The 18,042-nt window shown below is 71.3% G+C and carries 19 protein-coding genes; 17 read left to right on the forward strand and 2 right to left on the reverse strand.

What is annotated here, in order from left to right:
* Nucleotides 1-120: 120 nt before the first annotated feature.
* From ABTZ59_RS17705 to ABTZ59_RS17720, 4 genes are all read left to right on the forward strand, one after another.
* Complete coding sequence (locus tag ABTZ59_RS17705) at nucleotides 121-705, forward strand: winged helix-turn-helix transcriptional regulator (protein WP_351397729.1); 585 nt, start codon at nucleotides 121-123, stop codon at nucleotides 703-705.
* A gap of 110 nt (nucleotides 706-815) precedes the next feature.
* The gene (locus ABTZ59_RS17710) at nucleotides 816-1,133 is read left to right on the forward strand and encodes a DUF6412 domain-containing protein (RefSeq protein WP_351397732.1); all 318 of its coding nucleotides are present in this window, start codon (nucleotides 816-818) and stop codon (nucleotides 1,131-1,133) included.
* A 116-nt stretch (nucleotides 1,134-1,249) separates the two neighbouring features.
* Complete coding sequence (locus tag ABTZ59_RS17715; RefSeq protein ID WP_351397735.1) at nucleotides 1,250-2,008, forward strand: YidC/Oxa1 family membrane protein insertase; 759 nt, start codon at nucleotides 1,250-1,252, stop codon at nucleotides 2,006-2,008.
* Between the two features lie 130 nt (nucleotides 2,009-2,138).
* Nucleotides 2,139-2,999 (forward strand): fumarylacetoacetate hydrolase family protein, encoded by an 861-nt coding sequence (locus ABTZ59_RS17720; protein WP_351397738.1) that lies wholly within the window; start codon nucleotides 2,139-2,141, stop codon nucleotides 2,997-2,999.
* Nucleotides 3,000-3,203: 204 nt separating this feature from the next.
* On the opposite strand, the gene ABTZ59_RS17725 is transcribed toward ABTZ59_RS17720, so the two are convergent.
* Both ABTZ59_RS17725 and ABTZ59_RS17730 read right to left on the reverse strand, forming a co-directional pair.
* Entirely contained in the window at nucleotides 3,204-3,713 is a 510-nt protein-coding gene (locus ABTZ59_RS17725; protein WP_351397741.1) for a heme-degrading domain-containing protein, read from the reverse strand.
* Nucleotides 3,710-4,804 (reverse strand): Gfo/Idh/MocA family oxidoreductase, encoded by a 1,095-nt coding sequence (locus ABTZ59_RS17730; RefSeq protein WP_351397744.1) that lies wholly within the window; start codon nucleotides 4,802-4,804, stop codon nucleotides 3,710-3,712. Before ABTZ59_RS17730 ends, ABTZ59_RS17725 begins: the two co-directional genes overlap by 4 nt.
* Before the next feature lie 47 nt (nucleotides 4,805-4,851).
* On the opposite strand from ABTZ59_RS17730, the gene ABTZ59_RS17735 reads away from it, so the two are divergent.
* The 13 genes from ABTZ59_RS17735 to ABTZ59_RS17795 all read left to right on the forward strand — a co-directional run bounded on the left by ABTZ59_RS17735 (nucleotide 4,852) and on the right by ABTZ59_RS17795 (nucleotide 17,837).
* Entirely contained in the window at nucleotides 4,852-6,126 is a 1,275-nt protein-coding gene (locus tag ABTZ59_RS17735) for an ROK family transcriptional regulator (RefSeq protein WP_351397747.1), read from the forward strand.
* Nucleotides 6,127-6,448: 322 nt separating this feature from the next.
* Complete coding sequence (locus ABTZ59_RS17740; protein WP_351397750.1) at nucleotides 6,449-7,297, forward strand: hypothetical protein; 849 nt, start codon at nucleotides 6,449-6,451, stop codon at nucleotides 7,295-7,297.
* A gap of 37 nt (nucleotides 7,298-7,334) precedes the next feature.
* The gene (locus tag ABTZ59_RS17745; protein ID WP_351397753.1) at nucleotides 7,335-8,102 is read left to right on the forward strand and encodes a GntR family transcriptional regulator; all 768 of its coding nucleotides are present in this window, start codon (nucleotides 7,335-7,337) and stop codon (nucleotides 8,100-8,102) included.
* 154 nt (nucleotides 8,103-8,256) lie between these two features.
* Nucleotides 8,257-9,378 carry a TIGR03364 family FAD-dependent oxidoreductase gene (locus ABTZ59_RS17750; protein WP_351397756.1) on the forward strand — a complete coding sequence of 374 codons (1,122 nt, stop codon included), beginning with the start codon at nucleotides 8,257-8,259 and terminating at the stop codon, nucleotides 9,376-9,378.
* Between the two features lie 134 nt (nucleotides 9,379-9,512).
* Nucleotides 9,513-10,274 (forward strand): phosphonatase-like hydrolase, encoded by a 762-nt coding sequence (locus ABTZ59_RS17755; RefSeq protein ID WP_503003045.1) that lies wholly within the window; start codon nucleotides 9,513-9,515, stop codon nucleotides 10,272-10,274.
* Nucleotides 10,274-11,404 (forward strand): ABC transporter ATP-binding protein, encoded by a 1,131-nt coding sequence (locus ABTZ59_RS17760; protein WP_351397759.1) that lies wholly within the window; start codon nucleotides 10,274-10,276, stop codon nucleotides 11,402-11,404. The genes ABTZ59_RS17755 and ABTZ59_RS17760 overlap by 1 nt, the downstream gene beginning before the upstream one ends.
* 55 nt (nucleotides 11,405-11,459) lie before the next feature.
* Entirely contained in the window at nucleotides 11,460-12,356 is an 897-nt protein-coding gene (locus ABTZ59_RS17765; RefSeq protein WP_503003047.1) for a 2-aminoethylphosphonate ABC transporter permease subunit, read from the forward strand.
* Complete coding sequence (locus ABTZ59_RS17770; protein ID WP_351397765.1) at nucleotides 12,343-13,140, forward strand: ABC transporter permease; 798 nt, start codon at nucleotides 12,343-12,345, stop codon at nucleotides 13,138-13,140. The genes ABTZ59_RS17765 and ABTZ59_RS17770 overlap by 14 nt, the downstream gene beginning before the upstream one ends.
* Nucleotides 13,141-13,154: 14 nt before the next feature.
* Nucleotides 13,155-14,285 carry a 2-aminoethylphosphonate ABC transporter substrate-binding protein gene (locus tag ABTZ59_RS17775; protein ID WP_351397768.1) on the forward strand — a complete coding sequence of 377 codons (1,131 nt, stop codon included), beginning with the start codon at nucleotides 13,155-13,157 and terminating at the stop codon, nucleotides 14,283-14,285.
* Between the two features lie 147 nt (nucleotides 14,286-14,432).
* Nucleotides 14,433-15,212, forward strand: a complete 780-nt coding sequence (locus ABTZ59_RS17780) for an HAD-IIA family hydrolase (protein WP_351397771.1) — start codon at nucleotides 14,433-14,435, stop codon at nucleotides 15,210-15,212.
* Between the two features lie 93 nt (nucleotides 15,213-15,305).
* Nucleotides 15,306-15,968 carry a hypothetical protein gene (locus ABTZ59_RS17785; RefSeq protein WP_351397774.1) on the forward strand — a complete coding sequence of 221 codons (663 nt, stop codon included), beginning with the start codon at nucleotides 15,306-15,308 and terminating at the stop codon, nucleotides 15,966-15,968.
* 1 nt (nucleotide 15,969) lies between these two features.
* Nucleotides 15,970-16,647 carry a class F sortase gene (locus ABTZ59_RS17790; protein WP_351397777.1) on the forward strand — a complete coding sequence of 226 codons (678 nt, stop codon included), beginning with the start codon at nucleotides 15,970-15,972 and terminating at the stop codon, nucleotides 16,645-16,647.
* Between the two features lie 140 nt (nucleotides 16,648-16,787).
* Nucleotides 16,788-17,837: a glycoside hydrolase family 6 protein gene (locus ABTZ59_RS17795; protein ID WP_351397780.1), complete on the forward strand. Its 1,050-nt coding sequence runs from the start codon at nucleotides 16,788-16,790 to the stop codon at nucleotides 17,835-17,837.
* The last annotated feature ends 205 nt before the right edge of the window (nucleotides 17,838-18,042 follow it).

Raw genomic sequence — 18,042 nt, forward strand, 5'->3', positions numbered from 1 at the left:
GCTCCGTGAGCTCCCTGAGTGCCGTGAGTGCCGTGAGTTCAGTGAATGAACCTGACGTGCGCGCCCCACCCTAACAGCTTAGGTTCATTCATTGAACCCAAGTTTTGTTAAGGTGACTCCATGGCTCTGGGCAAGGACTACGCGACACAGCAGTGCTCGATCGCCCGCGCGCTGGAGATCGTCGGCGAGCGCTGGACGCTCCTCGTCGTCCGCGATGCCTTCTACGGGGTGCGCCGGTACAACGATTTCCTCGTCCACCTCGGTCTGCCCCGCGCCGTACTCGCCGCCCGTCTCCAGGCGCTGGAGCGGGCCGGTGTGCTGGAGAAGCGGCGCTACCAGTACTCCCCGCCGCGCGACGAGTACGTACTGACCGATCGCGGCATCGCCCTCTGGCCGGTCCTGCGCTCACTCAGCGTCTGGGGTACCGGGCAGGCGGACGGCACGGGACGGGAAGGCGGCACCGGGCAGACGGACGGCGCCGGGCAGGCCGACGGTGCGAAGCCGCTGCGGATCTTCACACACGCCGCCTGCGGTACGGAACTGGGCGCGTACGGCGAATGCCCGGCCTGCGGCGTCCCCGTACCACCCGGTGACGTCGAGATGCTGCCGGGCCCGGGACTCGATCCGGACCCGCGGGATCCGGTACGCCGGGCCCTGCTCCGGCCCCGTCGGCTCCTTCAGCCCCTGGAGACCGATCGTGTATAACGGCTGAAGCGGCTTCTGTCGCGAGAACGAGGACGAAAACGAGTACGAGTACGCCTACGAGTACACGTACACGTACACGTACGAGAACGAGGAACCGAGAGGGGCAGGCCATGGTCCGCAGCGCGCTACGGCTGCTGCGCCCCGCCGGGCTGCTGCTCTTCCTCGTCGCCGAAGTCCTGCTCCTCGACGCCGGCGGTCTCTCCGCCGCCGTCGCGCTCGCCGCCACCGCCACGGCCGCCGCGGGCTCCGCCCTCGTCGTCTGCGCCCTGATCAGCGCACGCTCCGTACCCGCCCACCCGCGACACCGGGTACGTACGGCCATCCGCGACCGCGAGCAACGCACCGCCTTCCTGCCCCAACGGGACCCCGACGCCTCGGGCCGCACCCGGCCCCGAGCGCCAGGCCGTCTGCTTCCGACGGCCGCGTAGCAGGGGCACGCAGAGCAGGGAAACGCAGGACAGCCGCCCGCTCCACACCCCCCCGCGCGGGTCGTCATGCCGAGCTGCATCTCATCCGGCACGACGAGACCCACGGAGGGCTCACCATGTCCGTTTTCGCCAATCTGGTCGAACAACTCGCCAATCTGCTCCAGCCGCTCTTCAGCGCGGGCGCCGCCGCCGCGGCGATCATCCTCTTCACCGCGTGCGTACGGCTGGCGATCCATCCGCTCTCCCGCGCGGCGGCCCGCGGCCAGAAGGCGCGTACCAAACTCGCCCCGCAGATCGCCGAACTGCGCAAGAAGCACGGCAAGAACCCCGAGCGCATGCAGAAGGCGCTCATGGAACTGCACGCCAAGGAGAAGGTCTCACCGCTCTCGGGCTGCCTGCCGAGCCTGCTTCAGATGCCCGCGTTCTTCCTCATGTACCACCTCTTCTCCAACAGCACGATCGGCGGCGAGCGGAACGAACTGCTCGGTCACTCCCTCTTCGCCGCGCCGCTCGGCGACCGCTGGACGGACGCGCTCGCGCACGGCGGTCTGCTGGGCGGCGCGGGGCTGGTGTATCTGGGCCTCTTCGCGATCGTCGCCGGCGTCGCCACCTTCAACTTCCGCCGGACGAAGATCCAGATGGCGCACGCTCCCGCGATGCCGGCGGGGCCCGACGGGCAGCAGCTGCCGGGCATGGGCGCGATGACGACGATGATGCCGCTGCTGTCCTTCGCGACGCTCTTCACTGTCGCCGTGGTGCCGCTGGCCGCCGCGCTGTACGTGGTGACGAGTACGACGTGGACGGCGGCCGAACGCTACTTCCTCTACCGGGACATGTATCCGGCGGGCGGCGCACTGGCCACCGCCACCCCCTGACGCCCCGCCCGCCTCCGGTCCAGGGGGTGAACAGGGGCTTGCAGAGTGATCGGATGTCTTGGAGGATCGGCCAATTCCTTCCGGTGGCCGCATCCATCGGCCGGGTCATGTTCGACCAGAGGAGACAGACATGAAGCTGCTGCGTGTCGGTACGGCGGGGGCCGAGCGCCCCGCGCTGCTCGACCAGGACGGGACGAGCCTCAGGGACCTGTCCGGGCTGGTCACGGACATCGACGGCGCGCTGCTCGCCGATGACACCGCGCTGGACCGGATCCGGGCGGCCGCCGCGTCCGGCGAACTGCCCGTGCTCGACGGACCCGCGCCGCGCGTCGGACCGCCGCTCGCCCGGATCGGCAAGATCGTCTGCATCGGGCTGAACTACCACGACCACGCGGCGGAGACCGGAGCGGAGATTCCGGCCGAGCCGATCATCTTCTTCAAGGCTCCGGACACCGTGGTCGGCCCCGACGACACCGTTCTCGTCCCCCGGGGCAGCGTCAAGACCGACTGGGAGGTCGAACTCGCGGTCGTCATCGGCCGTACCGCCCGCTATCTGGACTCCGCCGAGGAGGGGCTGGCCCATGTCGCCGGGTACGCCGTCTCGCACGATGTCTCCGAGCGCGAGTTCCAGATCGAGCGCGGCGGCACCTGGGACAAGGGCAAGAACTGCGAGACGTTCAACCCGCTCGGCCCCTGGCTGGTGACCGCGGACGAGGTGCCGGACCCGCAGGCCCTGGCGCTCAGGCTCCACGTCAACGGCGAGTTGAAGCAGGACGGCACGACCGCCGAGCAGATCTTCGGGGTGGGTGAGGTCGTGCGGTACGTCAGCCAGTTCATGACGCTGTACCCGGGCGATGTCATCAACACCGGGACGCCCGCCGGGGTGGCGCTGGGCAAGCCGGAGCCCAAGCCGTATCTGCGCGCGGGTGATGTGGTGGAGCTGGAGATCGCGGGACTGGGGCGGCAGCGCCAGGAGTTCAAGGACGCCTGACGCCCGGGAGTTCAGGGACGCCTGACCTCCGGGAGTTCAAGGACGCCTGACCTCCGGGAGTTCAAGGACGCCTGACGCGAGAGGCGGCCGTGGTACCGAACGGCCCGCCCGTTCCGTACCACGGCCGCCTCTCGCGCCCGTCCCTTCCTCTCCTCTCCTGCCCAGTCCATCCGCCCCCGTACGCGCCGCACGCACCGTGGCTCCTCAGCCGCGCAGTCGCTCCAGCGCCCGCACCACCATGGCGTGGTCCTCCGCCTGCGGCAGGCCCGAGACCGTCACCGTGCCGATGACGCCCGCGCCCTCCACCGCGATCGGGAACGAGCCGCCGTGCGCCGCGTACAGGTCCGGGTCCAGACGTGAGGACTCCTCGAAGGTGGTGCCCTTGGCGCGGAAGCGCGTGCCCACGAGGAACGAGCTGGCGCCGTACCGCTCCACGACCCGGCGCTTCCGGTCGATCCACGCGTCGTTGTCCGCCGTCGAGCCCGGCAAGGCGCAGTGGAACAGCTGCTGTGCGCCCCGGCGGATGTCGATCGCCACCGGCGCGCTCTGCTCGCGCGCCAGCTCGACCAGCAGACCGCCCAGCGCCCACGCGTCGTCATGGGTGAAGTGACGCAGGACCAGCCGGGCTTCCTGCGCTTCGAGCTCGGCCACCGTGGGGGGCGTGGGGGCAGGGGCTTCGTCGGGTGCGGGGGCGTTGGACGCGGGGGCGCTCATGAGCGGACCTCCAGCGTGACCGCGGTGCCCTCGCGGGCCGAGCGCCGCGCCGCCTCCAGTACGTCGAGCGCGGCCGCCGCCTCGTGCGCCGTCACCGGGGGCGCGGTGCCCTCGCGCAGAGCGGTGGCGATCCCCGCGTAGTACACCGGATAGTCGCCCGGCTCGGTCTCCACGGGATGGCCCCCGCCCGTCAGCGGCGACTCCCCGGCCCCGATCTTGCCCCACAGCGACTCGGGCTCCACGCCCCAGCCCGTCGTCTCCCTGCCCGGCCGCCTGCCCTCGCGCAGATCCGCCTCCTGGGGGTCGAGTCCGTACTTCACATAGCCGGCCGTCGAGCCGAGCACGCGGAAGCGCGGGCCCAGTTGGGCGGTGGTGGCGCTGGCGTAGAGATGGGAGCGCACGCCGCTCGCGTGGGTGATCGCGATGAAGGTGTCGTCGTCGGTCTCGGAGCCCGGGCGGCGTGCGTCCGCCTCCGCGTACACCCGTACCGCCGGGCCGAACAGCACCAGCGCCTGGTCGACGACATGGCTCCCGAGGTCGTAGAGCAGACCTCCGATCTCCTCGGCCGCGCCCGACTCGCGCCAGCCGCCCTTGAGCTGCGGGCGCCACCGCTCGAAGCGGGACTCGAAGCGCTGTATGTCGCCCAGCTCGCCCGCCGCGACGAGGCGGGCGAGCGTGAGGAAGTCGTTGTCCCAGCGGCGGTTCTGGAAGACGGAGAGCAGCAGCCCGCGTTCCTCGGCGAGCGCGGCCAGCTCTCGCGCCTCGGCGGCGCTGCCGGCGACCGGCTTGTCCACGACGACCGGCAGTCCGGCCTTGAGCGCGGCTGTGGCGATCGGGACATGGGTCTTGTTGGGCGAGGCGATGACGATGAGGTCGAGGCTGTCCGCCCGCTGCCACAGTTCGTCCGGCGAGGCCGCGAACCGTACGCCGGGGAACTCGGCGCGCGCCTGTTCCCGGCGCTCCTGGCTGGAGGTGACGATCGTGTCGAGTACGAGCCCGTCGGTGGCGGCGATCAGCGGGGCGTGGAAGACGGAGCCCGCGAGGCCGTAGCCCACGAGTCCGACGCGCGTTGGGGTGCCGGTACCAGTCATGCGTCCACTTAAGCAACGCTGTTGCCAAAGTGCAAGCAGGAGTGACAATGGCAGATGTGACGGATGTGAGCACGGGGAACGGCAGAGGGAACGACAGCGAGAACAGGAACGTGGAGTGGAGCGGGAACGCGGAGTGGAGCGGGAGCGAGGGCGGGAACGGCAGCGGGGGTGGGAGCAGGAGTGGGAACGGCAGGGAGAGCGCGGGCGCCAATCTGCCGACGCTGCGCGGCCACAACGCGGCGCTGGTGCTCGACCTGCTGCGTACGGCGGGTGAGGGCGGGATCAGCCGGCTGGAACTGGCCGAGCGCACCGGCCTCACCCCCCAGGCGGTCAGCAAGATCACGGCCAGACTGCGTACGGAGGGCATGGCGGCGGAGGCCGGTCGCCGCGCCTCCACGGGCGGTAAGCCACGGACCGTACTGCGGCTCGTCCCCTCGGCCGCGTACGCCGTGGGCCTGCATCTGGACCGCGACGAACTGACGGCGGTCCTGGTCGACCTGGCCGGCACGCCGGTGGCGGTACGCAGGGTTCCGTTCGACCTCGGGGCGGGGGCGGAACGGGTGATCGAGGCGGCGGCGGTACAGGTGGACGCGGTACGGGCGGAGGCAGGACGGGCCGGACGCGTCGTGGCCGAGCGGGGCGGGCCCGAGCTCCGGGGCGGAGAATTGCTCGGTGTCGGCGTGGCGATGCCCGGACCGCTCGATCACACCACCGGCGTACCTCGGCGCGTCACCGGCTTTCCGCAGTGGGACGGTTTCCCGCTGCGCGACGCCCTCGCCGCGCGCCTCCAACTCCCCGTCGTCCTCGACAAGGACACCAACGCCGCCGCCCTCGGACTGGCGCTGCGCGGGCCCGGCGACTCGTTCGTGTATCTCCATCTCGGTACGGGCCTGGGGGCCGGGCTCGTCCTCGGCGGTACGCTCCACCGCGGCGCACGCACCGGCGCGGGCGAGTTCGGTCACCAGGTCATCCAGCTCGACGGGCCCCTGTGCGAGTGCGGCAGCCGCGGCTGTATCGAGGCGCTCTGTCTGGCGGCGGTCGCCCGCGGCGATCTGGCGGAGGCCGCGCGGGTGCTCGGTGCCGGGGCGGCGAACCTCGTGGGACTGCTCGACATCGACCGCGTCCTGCTCGGTGGCCGGACGATCGCCGCGTACGAGGAGCGTTTCGTACGGGGAGTGGCCGCCGCCGTCGCCGAACGCGCCCGGGGCGCGGGCATCGCCGTGGCGGCGGCCCAAGGGGGCGCGCACCCGGTCGCGGAGGGCGCCGCGCAGCTGGTCCTGGCGCCGGTGTTCAGACACCGCCGAAGTGCGGAGCTGGGCTGATCGAGTTCATTTGTTCGATTGGTCACCCATTTGGGGGTACAGCGCTCGGGCCGGGCCTCCGGCACATGACAGCGTCAGGGATGCGGGGCCCGACTCGTTCGTCCAGTGGCTGGGCAACGCCGCCCCGACCGTCACGCGATCAGCAAAGGCCGTGCGACCCATGCCGTCTATCCGACCCGAGCCGTCCATACGACCCGAGCCGTCTATCCGACCCGAGCCGTCCATACGACCCAAGCCGTCCATACGACCCAAGCCTTTCGCGAGGCTCCGGCGCACCCTTGCCCTCGGGGTCACCGCCGCCGGCGCGTTCGCGCCGACCGTAATGCCCGCGCCGCCCGCGCTGCCCGCGCTGAACCAGGAGGCACGGGCCGAGCAGGCGACGACTGTCCGGACGGCGGCCTCCTCCGGCGCGCGTGAGTCGACGCGTGAGTCAACACGTAAGTCGACGCGCGAGTCGACGCGCGAGCCCCGCTGCGGCGATGTCTCCGATCGTGACTTCCCGATCGAGGCCCGCATCCATGGCGGGCCCGCCGGCTTCCGGCCCGGTGGCGGCCCCGGGGCCTGGTTTCTCGATCTGACCAACACCACGGACGCGGACTGCCGGTACGTCCATCCCGTCGTCGTGCTCGCCGACCGGGACCGCACGCTGGCCGTATCCCAGGTCACGCTCCAGATCAGGCCGGCGACGTCCGGCGACGGAGGGCGGTGGCGCACGCTGTCGCTGGAGAAGACCGACGAGGACGAGATCGTCGGTGTCCTCAACGACGGCTTCCCGGGCTTCGTCGTGCCAGAGGGCCGGACCGTGACCATCAGCGCGCGGCTCGCCTTCGCCGCGGACACGCGCCCGAACAGGGTCGTGATGAGTGCCGCGACCGTGCAGCGCCGGGGCCGTGACGGCGACTGGCTGGGGGAGTCCAACACGTACGACTTCGCCGTCGGCTCGGGCGGGGTGAACGGCGACAAGGTGAACGGCCACAGGGCGGACAGCGACCAGGAAGAGGGGTACCGCGAGAAGGGCCACAAGGAGAAGCGGGCGGACGCACCGCCCGAACTCGCCCGCGCCGGAACCGGCGACGACCTCATCGGCCGTATCGCCGCCGCGGCGGCCCTGCTCACGGCCGGAGTCGTGCTGGTCGCCGGCGTACGGCGGCTGCGGACCGGGCGCCCCTGACCGGCCGGGCCCGTACGCCGCATGCGAATATCCCCAGGTGGACTACCCGAACGACCAGGCACCAGGCGCACCCGTCCGCTCCGGCATTCCGGAGCACGGCCGCATCCCCAAGTACTACGCGGTCAAGGCGCGGGTCGCCGTTCTGATCGAGGAGTTGGGCGAAGGCGGGCTGCTCCCCACCGAACGCGATCTCGCCGTACGGTACGAGGTCTCCCGCGAGACCGTGCGCCAAGCCCTGCGCGAACTGCTGCTGGAGGGCCGGCTGCGCAGACAGGGCCGGGGAACCGTCGTCGCGGGCCCCAAGCTGGAGCAGCCTCTCTCGCTCGCCAGCTATACCGAGGGTGTACGCAGGCAGGGCCGCCGGCCGGGCCGTAGCCTCATCTCCCTCGACCGCTTCGCCTGCCCGCCCTCGCTGGCCGCCGCGACGGGGGTGGCGCTCGGTGAGCCGATCTGGCACATGGAGCGGGTGCTGCTGGCCGACGATGAGCGGGTGGGGCTGGAGAGCACGTATGTCTCCGTCGCCCGCGTGCCTTCCCTGGCCACGGAGTTCGACCCCGATTCGTCCTTCTACGCCTATCTCCGTGACGAGCTCGGCATCTCCTTCGGGGACGCGGACGAACGGATCGAGACCGTGCTCGCCACCCCGCGCGAGGCGCTGCTGATCGGCACCCCGCCGGCTCTGCCCATGCTGCTGATCCACCGTGTCTCGCGCGATACGGCGGGCAACCCGCTGGAGCGCGTACGCACCCTCTACCGCGGTGACCGATTCAGCTTCACCGCCCACCTGGGCGCGGCTCGCGCCTGAGGACTCACTGTTGGCGACCAGTCGCCACGGTGGCCACGACTATCTCGCTCGATCACGGAAAGATAACGGGTCTGGTCCAAACTTGAGGGCCCGTTAACCGTCCGGTCGCCGACCGGACGGTTCCGGGCCACCACCCGCGAGGAGCGTTGCCGCTGTGAGAGTCATCGTCGTAGGAGCCGGCGTGGTGGGAACCATGCACGCCTGGCACGCAGTGAACCGCGGCCACGAGGTCGTACAGATCGAGCGCGAGACCGAGGCGCGAGGGGCCTCTCTCCGTAATTTCGGACAGATTTGGGTCAGTGGCCGCGCGGGCGGCGAGGAGCTGGAGACGGCGCTGCGGGCCCGCGAGCTGTGGGAGGACATCGGCCGTCGTGTCCCCGACCTCGGCTTCCGGGCCAACGGTTCGCTGACGCCGGTACGTACCGAGCTGGAGCTCGCCGTCGCCGAGGCGGCGGCCTCCCGCCCCGACGCGGCCGCCCGCGGTTATCGACTGCTCACGGCCGCCGAGGCGCGGGTGGTCAACCCGGCGCTCCGGGGTGACTTCACGGCCGCTCTGTGGTGCGAGCGGGACGCGGCCGTCGAGCCGCGTACGGCCCAACTCGCCCTCAAGCGGGAGCTGCTGGCCTCCGGGCGTTACGCCTACGTCGGCGGGCGCGAGGTCCGCGAGGTCGTCGGTGAGCACGCCGTCCGTGACGACCACGGCGAGACGCACACCGGCGACGCCGTCATCCTCTGCACGGGCGCCGCGCTGAGCGGGCTCGTCCGTGAGCTGGTGCCCGATCTGCCGGTGCGCCGCGTGCGCCTCCAGATGATGCAGACCGATCCCCTCGGCGAGGACCTCACCACCTCGGTCGCGGACGCCGACAGCTTCCGCTACTACCCGGCCTACGCGAGCGCGGCGCTGGACGCGCTCAACGCGGGCCAGGCACAGGACCCCGTCGCCGCCGAACACCGGATGCAGCTGCTGATGGTGCAGCGCCGGGACGGCGGGCTGACCATCGGCGACACCCATGAGTACGCGCACCCCTTCGCCTTCGACCTGCTGGACGACCCGTACGCGCATCTCTCCGCCGTCGTCGAGTCCTTCCTCGGCCGGCCGCTGCCGCGGATCAGGCGCCGCTGGGCCGGGGTGTACGCGCAGTGCGTCGACACCACCCGGGTCGTGCACCGGGAGCGGGTGCGGGACGGGGTGTGGCTGGTGACGGGGCCGGGCGGGCGCGGGATGACCTGCTCGCCCGCCATCGCCGAGACGACCGCGAACGAACTGGACTGGTGAGCAGGGTGAATGACGCGAGCAAGGTGACTGAGGTGGGCAAGGCGACGGAGGCGAGCAAGGCGTCGGAGGCGAGCAAGGCGATGGAGGCGAGCGAGGCGATGGAGGCGAGCGAGGCGATGGAGGCGAGCGAGGCGATGGAGGCGAGCGAGGCGACTGTGGTGGGCGAGGCGGACAAACCGACTGTGTCGGGGAAGCCGGCCGACGGCACCAACGGCCGGGCCGACGCGATCAAGCTGGTCGTGCTGGACATGGCGGGCACCACGGTCGCCGACGGCGGACTGGTCGAGCGCGCGTTCTCGGTCGCGGTCCGTCGGATGGGCGCCGAGCCGGAGTCGATGCTCGCTCATGTGCGCGCCACCATGGGCGAGTCCAAGATCTCCGTCTTCCGGCATCTCTTCGGGGACGAGGCGAAGGCCCAGCAGGCGAACACGGCCTTCGAGGCGGCCTACGGGGAGCTGGTCGCCGCCGGGCACATCGCGCCCGTACCCGGTGCGCGCGAAGCCATCGAGGAACTGCGCGCCGAAGGCCGGACGGTAGTACTGACCACGGGCTTCGCCCGCGTCACCCAGGACGCGATCCTGGCCGCGCTGGGCTGGCGGGACCTGGTGGGACTCACCCTCTGCCCGGCCGACGCGGGCGGGCGCGGGCGTCCGTACCCGGACATGGTGCTCGCGGCCTTCCTGCGCACCGGCGCGGCCGACGGGGTCCGGGAGATCGCGGTCGTGGGTGACACGTCGTACGACATGCTCAGCGGGGTTCGGTCCGGCGCGCGAGTCGTCGCGGGCGTGCTCACCGGCGCCCATGGCCGGGACGCGCTGGAGGCGAGCGGCGCGACGCATGTCCTCGCGTCGGTCGCCGGTCTGCCGGCCGCCCTCGCCGCGGCGGAGGCGGAGTGATGACCCGCTCCACGGTCAGGAACACCGCGCCCGAAGCCGGGGCCTCGCACTCGCCCCCGCGCAGTGGCATCCGCTTCGACGGCGTGTCGGTCGCGTACGACGGGACCACCGTCCTCGATTCCCTCGATCTGACCGTCGAGCCGGGGGAGTTCATGGCGCTCCTCGGCCCCTCCGGCTCCGGCAAGACGACCGCGCTGCGCGCCGTCGCCGGATTCGTCAGGCCGGCCGCCGGACGGGTGTTCATCGGCGACAGGGACGTCACCGACCTGCCGCCGTACCGACGCGGCATCGGGATGGTCGTCCAGCAGTACGCGCTCTTCCCGCATCTGCGGGTCGAGGAGAACGTCGCCTTCGGGCTCAAGGCGCAGCGGGACCCGAAGGTCCCCAGGAGCGAGATCCCCGGCCGGGTCGCCGAGGCGCTCGGGCTGACCGGCATGGCCGCGTACGCCCGGCGCTACCCGCGCGAACTCTCCGGCGGCCAGCAGCAGCGCGTCGCCATCGCCCGCGCGCTGGCCATCCGCCCCCGGGTGCTGCTCCTCGACGAGCCGCTGTCCGCGCTCGACGCGCGGCTGCGTTCCGGAATGCTCACGGAACTGGCCCGGCTGCACCGCGAGTTGCCCGATGTCTCCGTCCTGTACGTCACCCATGACCAGGTCGAGGCGCTCACCCTGGCGGACCGGATCGCCGTCATGGACCGGGCGCGGCTGACAGACTGCGGCACCCCGCGCGAGCTGTACCGCAGTCCGCGTTCCGAGTTCACGGCGTCGTTCGTCGGCAACGCGAATCTGCTGCCCGTCACGGTCGCCGCGGCCGGGGTCGCCTTCGCGGGTACGGAGATCGAGGTCGCGACCGGCGACGCGGCGCGGGGCGCCACGGCCACCCTCTGCGTACGCCCGCATCTCGTCGGTCTCGGTGCCGGGCCCAACGCCCTGCGCGGCACGGTCGCCGAGGTGCAGTGGCGCGGCTCCACCCACCGGCTGTACGTGGAGGTGGCCGGCCACCGGCTCAAGGCGGATGTTCGGGAGCTGCGCGAGGCCCCGGCCCTCGGCGACGAGGTGACCGTGCACTTCGCGCCCGAGGACGCGGTGCTGCTGCCCGCCGGCGCGGCTGGCGGTGGACCCGATGTCTAGCGCCGTGTCCGGCGCCGGGGCGGCGAAGGAGGCCGTGCGACGACCCGGAAGCGGGATGTGGAAGGAAGGCGAGCCGCGTAAGGACCGTACGCCGGGGCAGGATCCTGAGCCGCTGAAGACCCGTGGGGCCCGGCGCCACCGGAGGCTTCTGTGGGCGCTGCCGCCCGTCGCCGCCCTCGCGCTCTTCTTCCTCTATCCGCTCGCGTTGGTCGTCGAGCAGTCCTTCTCGCCCGACTCGGGCGGCACCTCGATCGAGCCGTACACCGAGGTCTTCGCCTCCGCGGCCTTCCGCGAGGCGCTTACCACCACGGTCTGGCTGGCGGTCGGTTCGACCGCCGGGTGTCTGGTCCTCGGCTTCGCACTCGCGCTCGTCATCGCCTTCGTACCGTTCCCCGGCAGCCGGGCGGTCGCCCGTTTCATCGATGTCTTCCTCTCCTTCCCGTCCTTCCTGATCACGCTCGCGCTGCTGTTCATCTATGGCACGGTCGGCATGGTCAACGGCGCCTGGACGGACCTCACGGGCGCCGCGTCCGGGCCGGTCCAATTCCTGACCACCCCCTGGGGCGTGCTCCTCGCCGAGATCACGTACTTCACGCCCTTCGTGATGCGCCCGCTGCTCGCCGCCTTCTCCCAGCTCGACACCGCGCAGATCGAAGTGGCGTCCTCGCTGGGTGCCCGGCCGGCCAGGATCGTGCGGCGGGTGATCCTGCCCGAGGCGCTGCCCGCGCTCGCCGCCGGGGGCAGTCTCGTTCTCGTCCTCTGTCTCAACGAGTTCGGGATCGTGCTCTTCACCGGCGCCAAGGGCGTCACGACCCTGCCGACGCTCGTCTACAGCAAGGCGATCCTCGAATCCGACTATCCGGCCGCCTGCGTGGTCGCCGTCGTCAATGTCGCGCTCTCCGTCGGGCTGTACGCCGTCTACCGAATGGTGGCTCGCCGTGCTGGTGCATAGCCGTACGGGACGGTGGGCCGCCTGGGGCGGCTTCCTCGTCCTCTTCGTTCCGCTCTTCGCGCTGCCGCTGCTCGTCGTGGTCGCCGCGTCGTTCGCCACCAACTGGTCGGGCGCGCTTCCCTCCGGGCCGACCGCCGGGCACTACAGCGCCGCCGTACGCGGTGAATCCCTCCAGGCCCTGCTGACCAGCCTGATCACGGCCGTCACCGCCAGCCTGCTGGCGCTGACCATCGGGACCTGGGCCGCGCTGGCCGGAGCGGCGCTGGGAAGGCGCGGACGGCGCGTCCTCGAAGCGCTGTTCATGCTGCCCGTGGCCGTGCCGTCGGTGGTCGTGGGGCTCGCCGTACTGGTCGCGTTCAGCCGGCCGCCCCTGCTGCTGAACGGCACGCGCTGGATCGTGATCCTGGCGCACACCGTGCTGGTCACGGCGTTCGCCCACCAGTCGGTGGCGGCGGCCCTCCGGCGGCTGGACCCGATGTACGAACAGGCGGCGGCGTCGCTCGGCGCCCGCCCCTCCTATGTGCTGTGGCGGGTGCGGATTCCGCTCCTGCTGCCTTCGCTCAACGCGGCCGCCGGCCTCTGCTTCGCCCTGTCCATGGGCGAGTTGAGCGCCACGATGATGCTCTATCCGCCCGACTGGATGCCACTGCCGGTACGGATCTTCACCGCCACTGACCGCGGCTCCCTCTTCACCGGCTCCGCCGTCGCCGTCGTCCTGATGGGCACGACGCTGCTGGTGCTGCTCGCCCTCTCCCGTATCCGCACCAAAGCCACTTTCCGCTAGGAGAAGACCACGTTATGCGCGCCTTCACTCGCCGGCCGTTCCCCACCCCGCGGACGTCCGCCCCGCACAAGCCCGCCCCGCACAAGCCCGTCCTGCGGGCATCCGTCCTGCCCTTGATCGCGGGCGGAGTCGTCCTCGCGCTCTCCCTCACCGGCTGTGGCGGCTCCTCCACCGCCTCGGACGAGAAGTCCGTCACCGTCTACAGCGCCGACGGACTCAAGGGCGAGAACGGCGACGGCTGGTACGACCAGGTCTTCAAGGACTTCGAGAAGGAGACCGGCATCAAGGTCAACTACGTCGAGGGCGGATCCGGCGAGGTCGTGCAGCGCGCCGTCCGGGAGAAGTCCAACACCCAGGCCGATGTCCTCGTCACCCTCCCGCCGTTCATCCAGCAGGCCGACGCCAAGGGTCTGCTCCAGCCGTACGAGCCGAGCGGCGCCGAGCGGATCGACGCGGCCGGCAAGTCGGCCGACTCCACGTGGACCACGGTCGTCAACAACTACTTCGGCTTCATCCGGAACACCAAGGAGCTGAAGCAGGCGCCCACGACCTGGGAGGACCTGCTCGACCCGGCGTACAAGAACAAGCTCCAGTACTCGACGCCCGGCGTCGCGGGCGACGGCACGGCCGTGGTCATCAAGGCCATGCACGACTTCGGCGGAAAGGAGCCGGCGATGGCCTATCTCAAGAAGCTTCAGGCCAACAACGTCGGCCCGTCGTCCTCCACCTCCAAGCTCGCGCCCAAGGTCGACAAGGGCGAGATCCTGGTGGCCAACGGAGACGTTCAGATGAACTTCGCGCAGGCCAGGTCCATGCCGAACCTGGGCATCTGGTTCCCGGCGAAGGACGGCGGCAAGCCCACCACCTTCGCCCTGCCCTACGCGGCCGGACTGGTCAGCAAGGCCCCGCACAGCGAGAACGGCAAGAAGCTCCTCGACTTCATGCTCGCCGAGCGGGCGCAGGGGCAGGTCAGCGAGATCGGCGGCGGCTTTCCGGCCCGTAGTGACATCAAGCCCACCGACGCGAACGCCGTCGCGCTCTCGAAGCTGATCGACGGCGTGGAGATCTTCGAGCCGGACTGGAAGGACATCGAGAAGAACCTCGACACGTACATAGACGCATGGAAGTCGGCCACCGGCAGCTGACGGACCTCCTCGGCCGGCCGCGATCCCGGCCGCCGTCCTGGTCGTCTGTGCGGTGGACGGGACCCCGTGCCGTCCACCGCACGCGCTGGTTAGGCTGAGCGTGTCGGACCGTGCATTATTGGCCACCGCAGAGCGGAGAACAGTCCAGTGGCAGAGCGCAAGCCGATCGAGTCCTGGCTCACCGACATGGACGGCGTCCTCATCCACGAGGGTGTCCCGATCCCCGGCGCCGCCGAGTTCATCAAGCGACTGCGGGAGTCGGGCAAGCCGTTCCTCGTCCTCACCAACAACTCCATCTACACCCCGCGCGACCTCCAGGCGCGGCTGGCCCGGATGGGGCTCGATGTGCCCGTGGACAACATCTGGACCTCGGCGCTCGCCACCGCCAAGTTCCTGGACGACCAGCGGCCCGGCGGTACGGCCTATGTCATCGGCGAGGCCGGGATGACCACGGCCCTGCATGACATCGGCTATATCCTCACCGACCACGAGCCGGACTATGTGGTGCTCGGCGAGACCCGTACGTACAGCTTCGAGGCGCTGACCCGGGCGATCCGGCTGATCAACGGCGGCGCGCGGTTCATCTGCACGAACCCCGACGAGACCGGTCCCTCGACCGAGGGGCCGCTGCCCGCGACCGGCGCCGTCGCCGCGCTGATCACCAAGGCCACGGGCAAGGCCCCGTACTTCGCGGGCAAGCCCAACCCCCTCATGATGCGGACCGGGCTCAACGCCATCGGCGCGCACTCCGAGACCAGCGCGATGATCGGTGACCGGATGGACACCGATGTGCTGGCCGGGCTGGAGGCAGGGATGGAGACCTTCCTGGTGCTGACCGGCGTGACGACCCCCAACGATGTGGACCGCTATCCGTTCCGCCCGTCGAGGATCGTCGACTCGATCGCCGATCTGATCGACCGCGTCTGAGTGTGTCCGTGCGGCGTATGAGCGAGTGACCGCGCGCTGCGGATGCGAAATCCCGCGGCGCGCGTGAGTCTGTCGTGTACCAGGAGGTTCACGATGCGTTCAGGGTTGCTCGCTCTCCGTGCCGCGGGGGTGGTCACCGTACTGATGGCCACGCCCGTCCTCGGCGCCGCCGACGCGCGGGCCCATGACTCCGTACAGCTCATGGTCACGCCGTCCGCGGTCGCCCCGGGCGGTGCGATCGAGATCAGAGCCGAGGGCTGCGCGAGCACTTCCGCTGCCGCCGTGTCGCGGGTGTTCGCCGCCGAGGCGGAACTGAAAGGCGGCGCGGGCGGCGCGTTGACCGGATCCACCGTCATCGGATCCTCCGTCAAGGAGGGCAGATACGAGATCGATGTGCGCTGCGACGGTCATGGTCACGCGGGCGCGGGCAGCTTCGATGTCGTCGCCCCCGCCGGGCACGACCGGCCAGGTCACCACGCCAGTCCCGTCGCACCGGTCCGCGCGGGCGGCGGTGGCGCGGCGCCCCTGGCCGCGGACGCGGGTGACGTAGACGTACAGGGGACACGAGACGCGCGCCGCGTGGGTGACGTGGATGACATGGGTGACGTGGACACGGATTCACGGTCCGCCGCCGAGGCCACCGGGCCCGGTATGCCGCACGCGGTGATCGGCCTGGTCCTGGCCGGTGTCGCCGCGGTCGCCGTGGCCCTCAGGAGCGCACGGCGCTCGCGCCACTCCGAGCGGGACTCGGACTGATATGTCCGGCCGGAGCGCCGCCCCGGGCATCGGGAGACTGCTGGCCGGAGTGACCTGGGCCGTCCTGCTGCTGGGGCTCTGGGTCTGGGGCCGTGACATCGGCGAAGGGCCCGGTGGATGGTCCGCGCTCACCACCGGCGATGTCGCGGCGGTCGGCCGCCCGCTGAGGGTGGCGCTGCCACCGGCCCGTACCCCGCTGGAGCCGGCCGAGCCGCGGCGCGTGGAGATGCCGGCGATGGGGATCGACGCGCCCGTCGTGGCCCGCGGGCTCGATGGCACCGGGGCGATCGACCCGCCGCCGTTCGCGACACCGCGCGTGGTCGGCTGGTACGGCGGCGGGGTCAAGCCGGGCGCGGAGGGCGCCGCGCTCTTCGTCGGCCATGCCGACACCACGACGGAACCGGCGGTGTTCCACGGGCTGAGCGCGGCCCGGCGTGGCGCGAAGATCCTGGTGACCCGGGCGGACGGGAAGACCGCCGAGTTCACCGTCGACGACGTACGGGTCTTCGGCACGGACCGCTTCGACGCGCACAAGGCCTATGGGCCGCACAGAAGGTCCCGTGCGGAGCTGCGGCTGATCACCTGCGGCGGAACCTTCGACCGTGCGACGGGCTCCTACACAGCGAACGTGGTGGTCTCGGCGTATCTGACGGGAGTGAACGAGCCGCGCGACAGCTGACCGCGACAGCCGACGGGGACGCCGCCCGGCCCAGGGCCGGTATGCCAGGATTGGCGACGACCGGGCCGGCTCGCTCGGGGCGGCCGGGGGAGAGCGGCCCCGGACCCAGGACACAGTGATCGTGCACCAAGGGGGAGTGAATGTACGGCAGGTATTCCGGCCGCGGCCGCGGCGCCGGGGCCGGACGCGTACGGGCCGGTGTGGCGACGGCGGGGGCCGTGCTGCTGCTCGCGGGCTGTTCGTCCGACGGCGACGGTGACGACGCCGACGGTGGTACGAAGGCGTCGCCGATCGGCCAGCGGCCCAAGGCGGAAGCGCCGTACTGGGTCAACCCCGAGGGCAGGGCGGCCCGTCAGGTCGCCGCGTACGACAGCGCGGGCGCCACCGAGAACGCCGCGCTGATCCGGAAGATCGCCGAACAACCGGTCGCCGAGTGGATCGGCGCCGACACCCCCGAGGCACAGACCAAGGGCTTCACGGAAGCGGCGAAGAAGGCCGACCGCGACGCACTGCTCGTCCTCTACAACATCCCGCACCGCGACTGCGGCCAGTTCTCCAAGGGCGGCGCCTCGGACGGCAACGCGTACCGCGCGTGGGTCGACCAGGTCGCGAAGGGCATCGGCGACCGCCGCGCGACCGTGATCCTGGAGCCCGACGCCCTACTGCACCTGGTGGACGGCTGTACCCCAGGCCAGTTCCACGAGGAGCGCTACGACCTGCTCAAGGGCGCCATCCAGCGGCTCAAGCAGCAGCCGGCGACCTCGGTCTACCTGGACGCGGGCAACGCCGGCTGGCAGACACCCGACGCGCTCTTCGAACCGCTCCAGCGGGCGGGCATCGCCGACGCGGACGGGTTCTCGGTCAACGTGTCCAACTTCTATCCGACGGCGGCGAGCAAGGACTTCGGCAAACGGCTGTCCGCCAAGGTCGGCGGCAAGCCCTTCGTGGTCGACACCAGCCGCAACGGCAACGGCCCTTACACCCAGGGCGATCCGAGCGAGAACTGGTGCAACCCGCCCGGCCGCGCGCTCGGCGAACAACCGACCACGAAGACCGGGGACCCGCTGGTCAAGGCATACCTGTGGATCAAGCGCCCGGGAGAGTCGGACGGCGACTGCAAGGGCGGCCCCAAGGCCGGGGACTGGTACCCGAATTACGCCTTGGAGCTGGCCCGCAACAGTGGGGGGTAGTTGGGGTGGGGTTGGCGTCGGGTGAGGGCCGAGGGGTAGTCGGGGTGGGCCGGGGGGTTTGGGCTCGGGTGGGGGCCGCCCCTGGGTTTCAGTTTCGCGGTTGCGGGTTGGGCGTCAAGGGCGCTCCTTCGTCGCGTCGGCTGCGCCGATTGCGCTGCGCTCCTCCCTTGACGCCCAACCCTCCACCGCAAGTGCTGCTTTGAGG

Source organism: Streptomyces sp. NPDC094034 (genome assembly GCF_040303865.1).
Taxonomy (GTDB): domain Bacteria; phylum Actinomycetota; class Actinomycetes; order Streptomycetales; family Streptomycetaceae; genus Streptomyces.

Bases quoted from the DNA above. Each gene is read 5' to 3' on its own strand.
- ABTZ59_RS17705 (WP_351397729.1), top strand. From the start codon at position 121: ATGGCTCTGGGCAAGGACTACGCGACACAGCAGTGCTCGATCGCCCGC.
- ABTZ59_RS17710 (WP_351397732.1), top strand. From the start codon at position 816: ATGGTCCGCAGCGCGCTACGGCTGCTGCGCCCCGCCGGGCTGCTGCTC.
- ABTZ59_RS17715 (WP_351397735.1), top strand. From the start codon at position 1,250: ATGTCCGTTTTCGCCAATCTGGTCGAACAACTCGCCAATCTGCTCCAG.
- ABTZ59_RS17720 (WP_351397738.1), top strand. From the start codon at position 2,139: ATGAAGCTGCTGCGTGTCGGTACGGCGGGGGCCGAGCGCCCCGCGCTG.
- ABTZ59_RS17725 (WP_351397741.1), bottom strand. From the start codon at position 3,713: ATGAGCGCCCCCGCGTCCAACGCCCCCGCACCCGACGAAGCCCCTGCC.
- ABTZ59_RS17730 (WP_351397744.1), bottom strand. From the start codon at position 4,804: ATGACTGGTACCGGCACCCCAACGCGCGTCGGACTCGTGGGCTACGGC.
- ABTZ59_RS17735 (WP_351397747.1), top strand. From the start codon at position 4,852: ATGGCAGATGTGACGGATGTGAGCACGGGGAACGGCAGAGGGAACGAC.
- ABTZ59_RS17740 (WP_351397750.1), top strand. From the start codon at position 6,449: ATGCCCGCGCCGCCCGCGCTGCCCGCGCTGAACCAGGAGGCACGGGCC.
- ABTZ59_RS17755 (WP_503003045.1), top strand. From the start codon at position 9,513: ATGGAGGCGAGCGAGGCGACTGTGGTGGGCGAGGCGGACAAACCGACT.
- ABTZ59_RS17760 (WP_351397759.1), top strand. From the start codon at position 10,274: ATGACCCGCTCCACGGTCAGGAACACCGCGCCCGAAGCCGGGGCCTCG.
- ABTZ59_RS17765 (WP_503003047.1), top strand. From the start codon at position 11,460: ATGTGGAAGGAAGGCGAGCCGCGTAAGGACCGTACGCCGGGGCAGGAT.
- ABTZ59_RS17775 (WP_351397768.1), top strand. From the start codon at position 13,155: ATGCGCGCCTTCACTCGCCGGCCGTTCCCCACCCCGCGGACGTCCGCC.
- ABTZ59_RS17785 (WP_351397774.1), top strand. From the start codon at position 15,306: ATGCGTTCAGGGTTGCTCGCTCTCCGTGCCGCGGGGGTGGTCACCGTA.
- ABTZ59_RS17790 (WP_351397777.1), top strand. From the start codon at position 15,970: ATGTCCGGCCGGAGCGCCGCCCCGGGCATCGGGAGACTGCTGGCCGGA.
- ABTZ59_RS17795 (WP_351397780.1), top strand. From the start codon at position 16,788: ATGTACGGCAGGTATTCCGGCCGCGGCCGCGGCGCCGGGGCCGGACGC.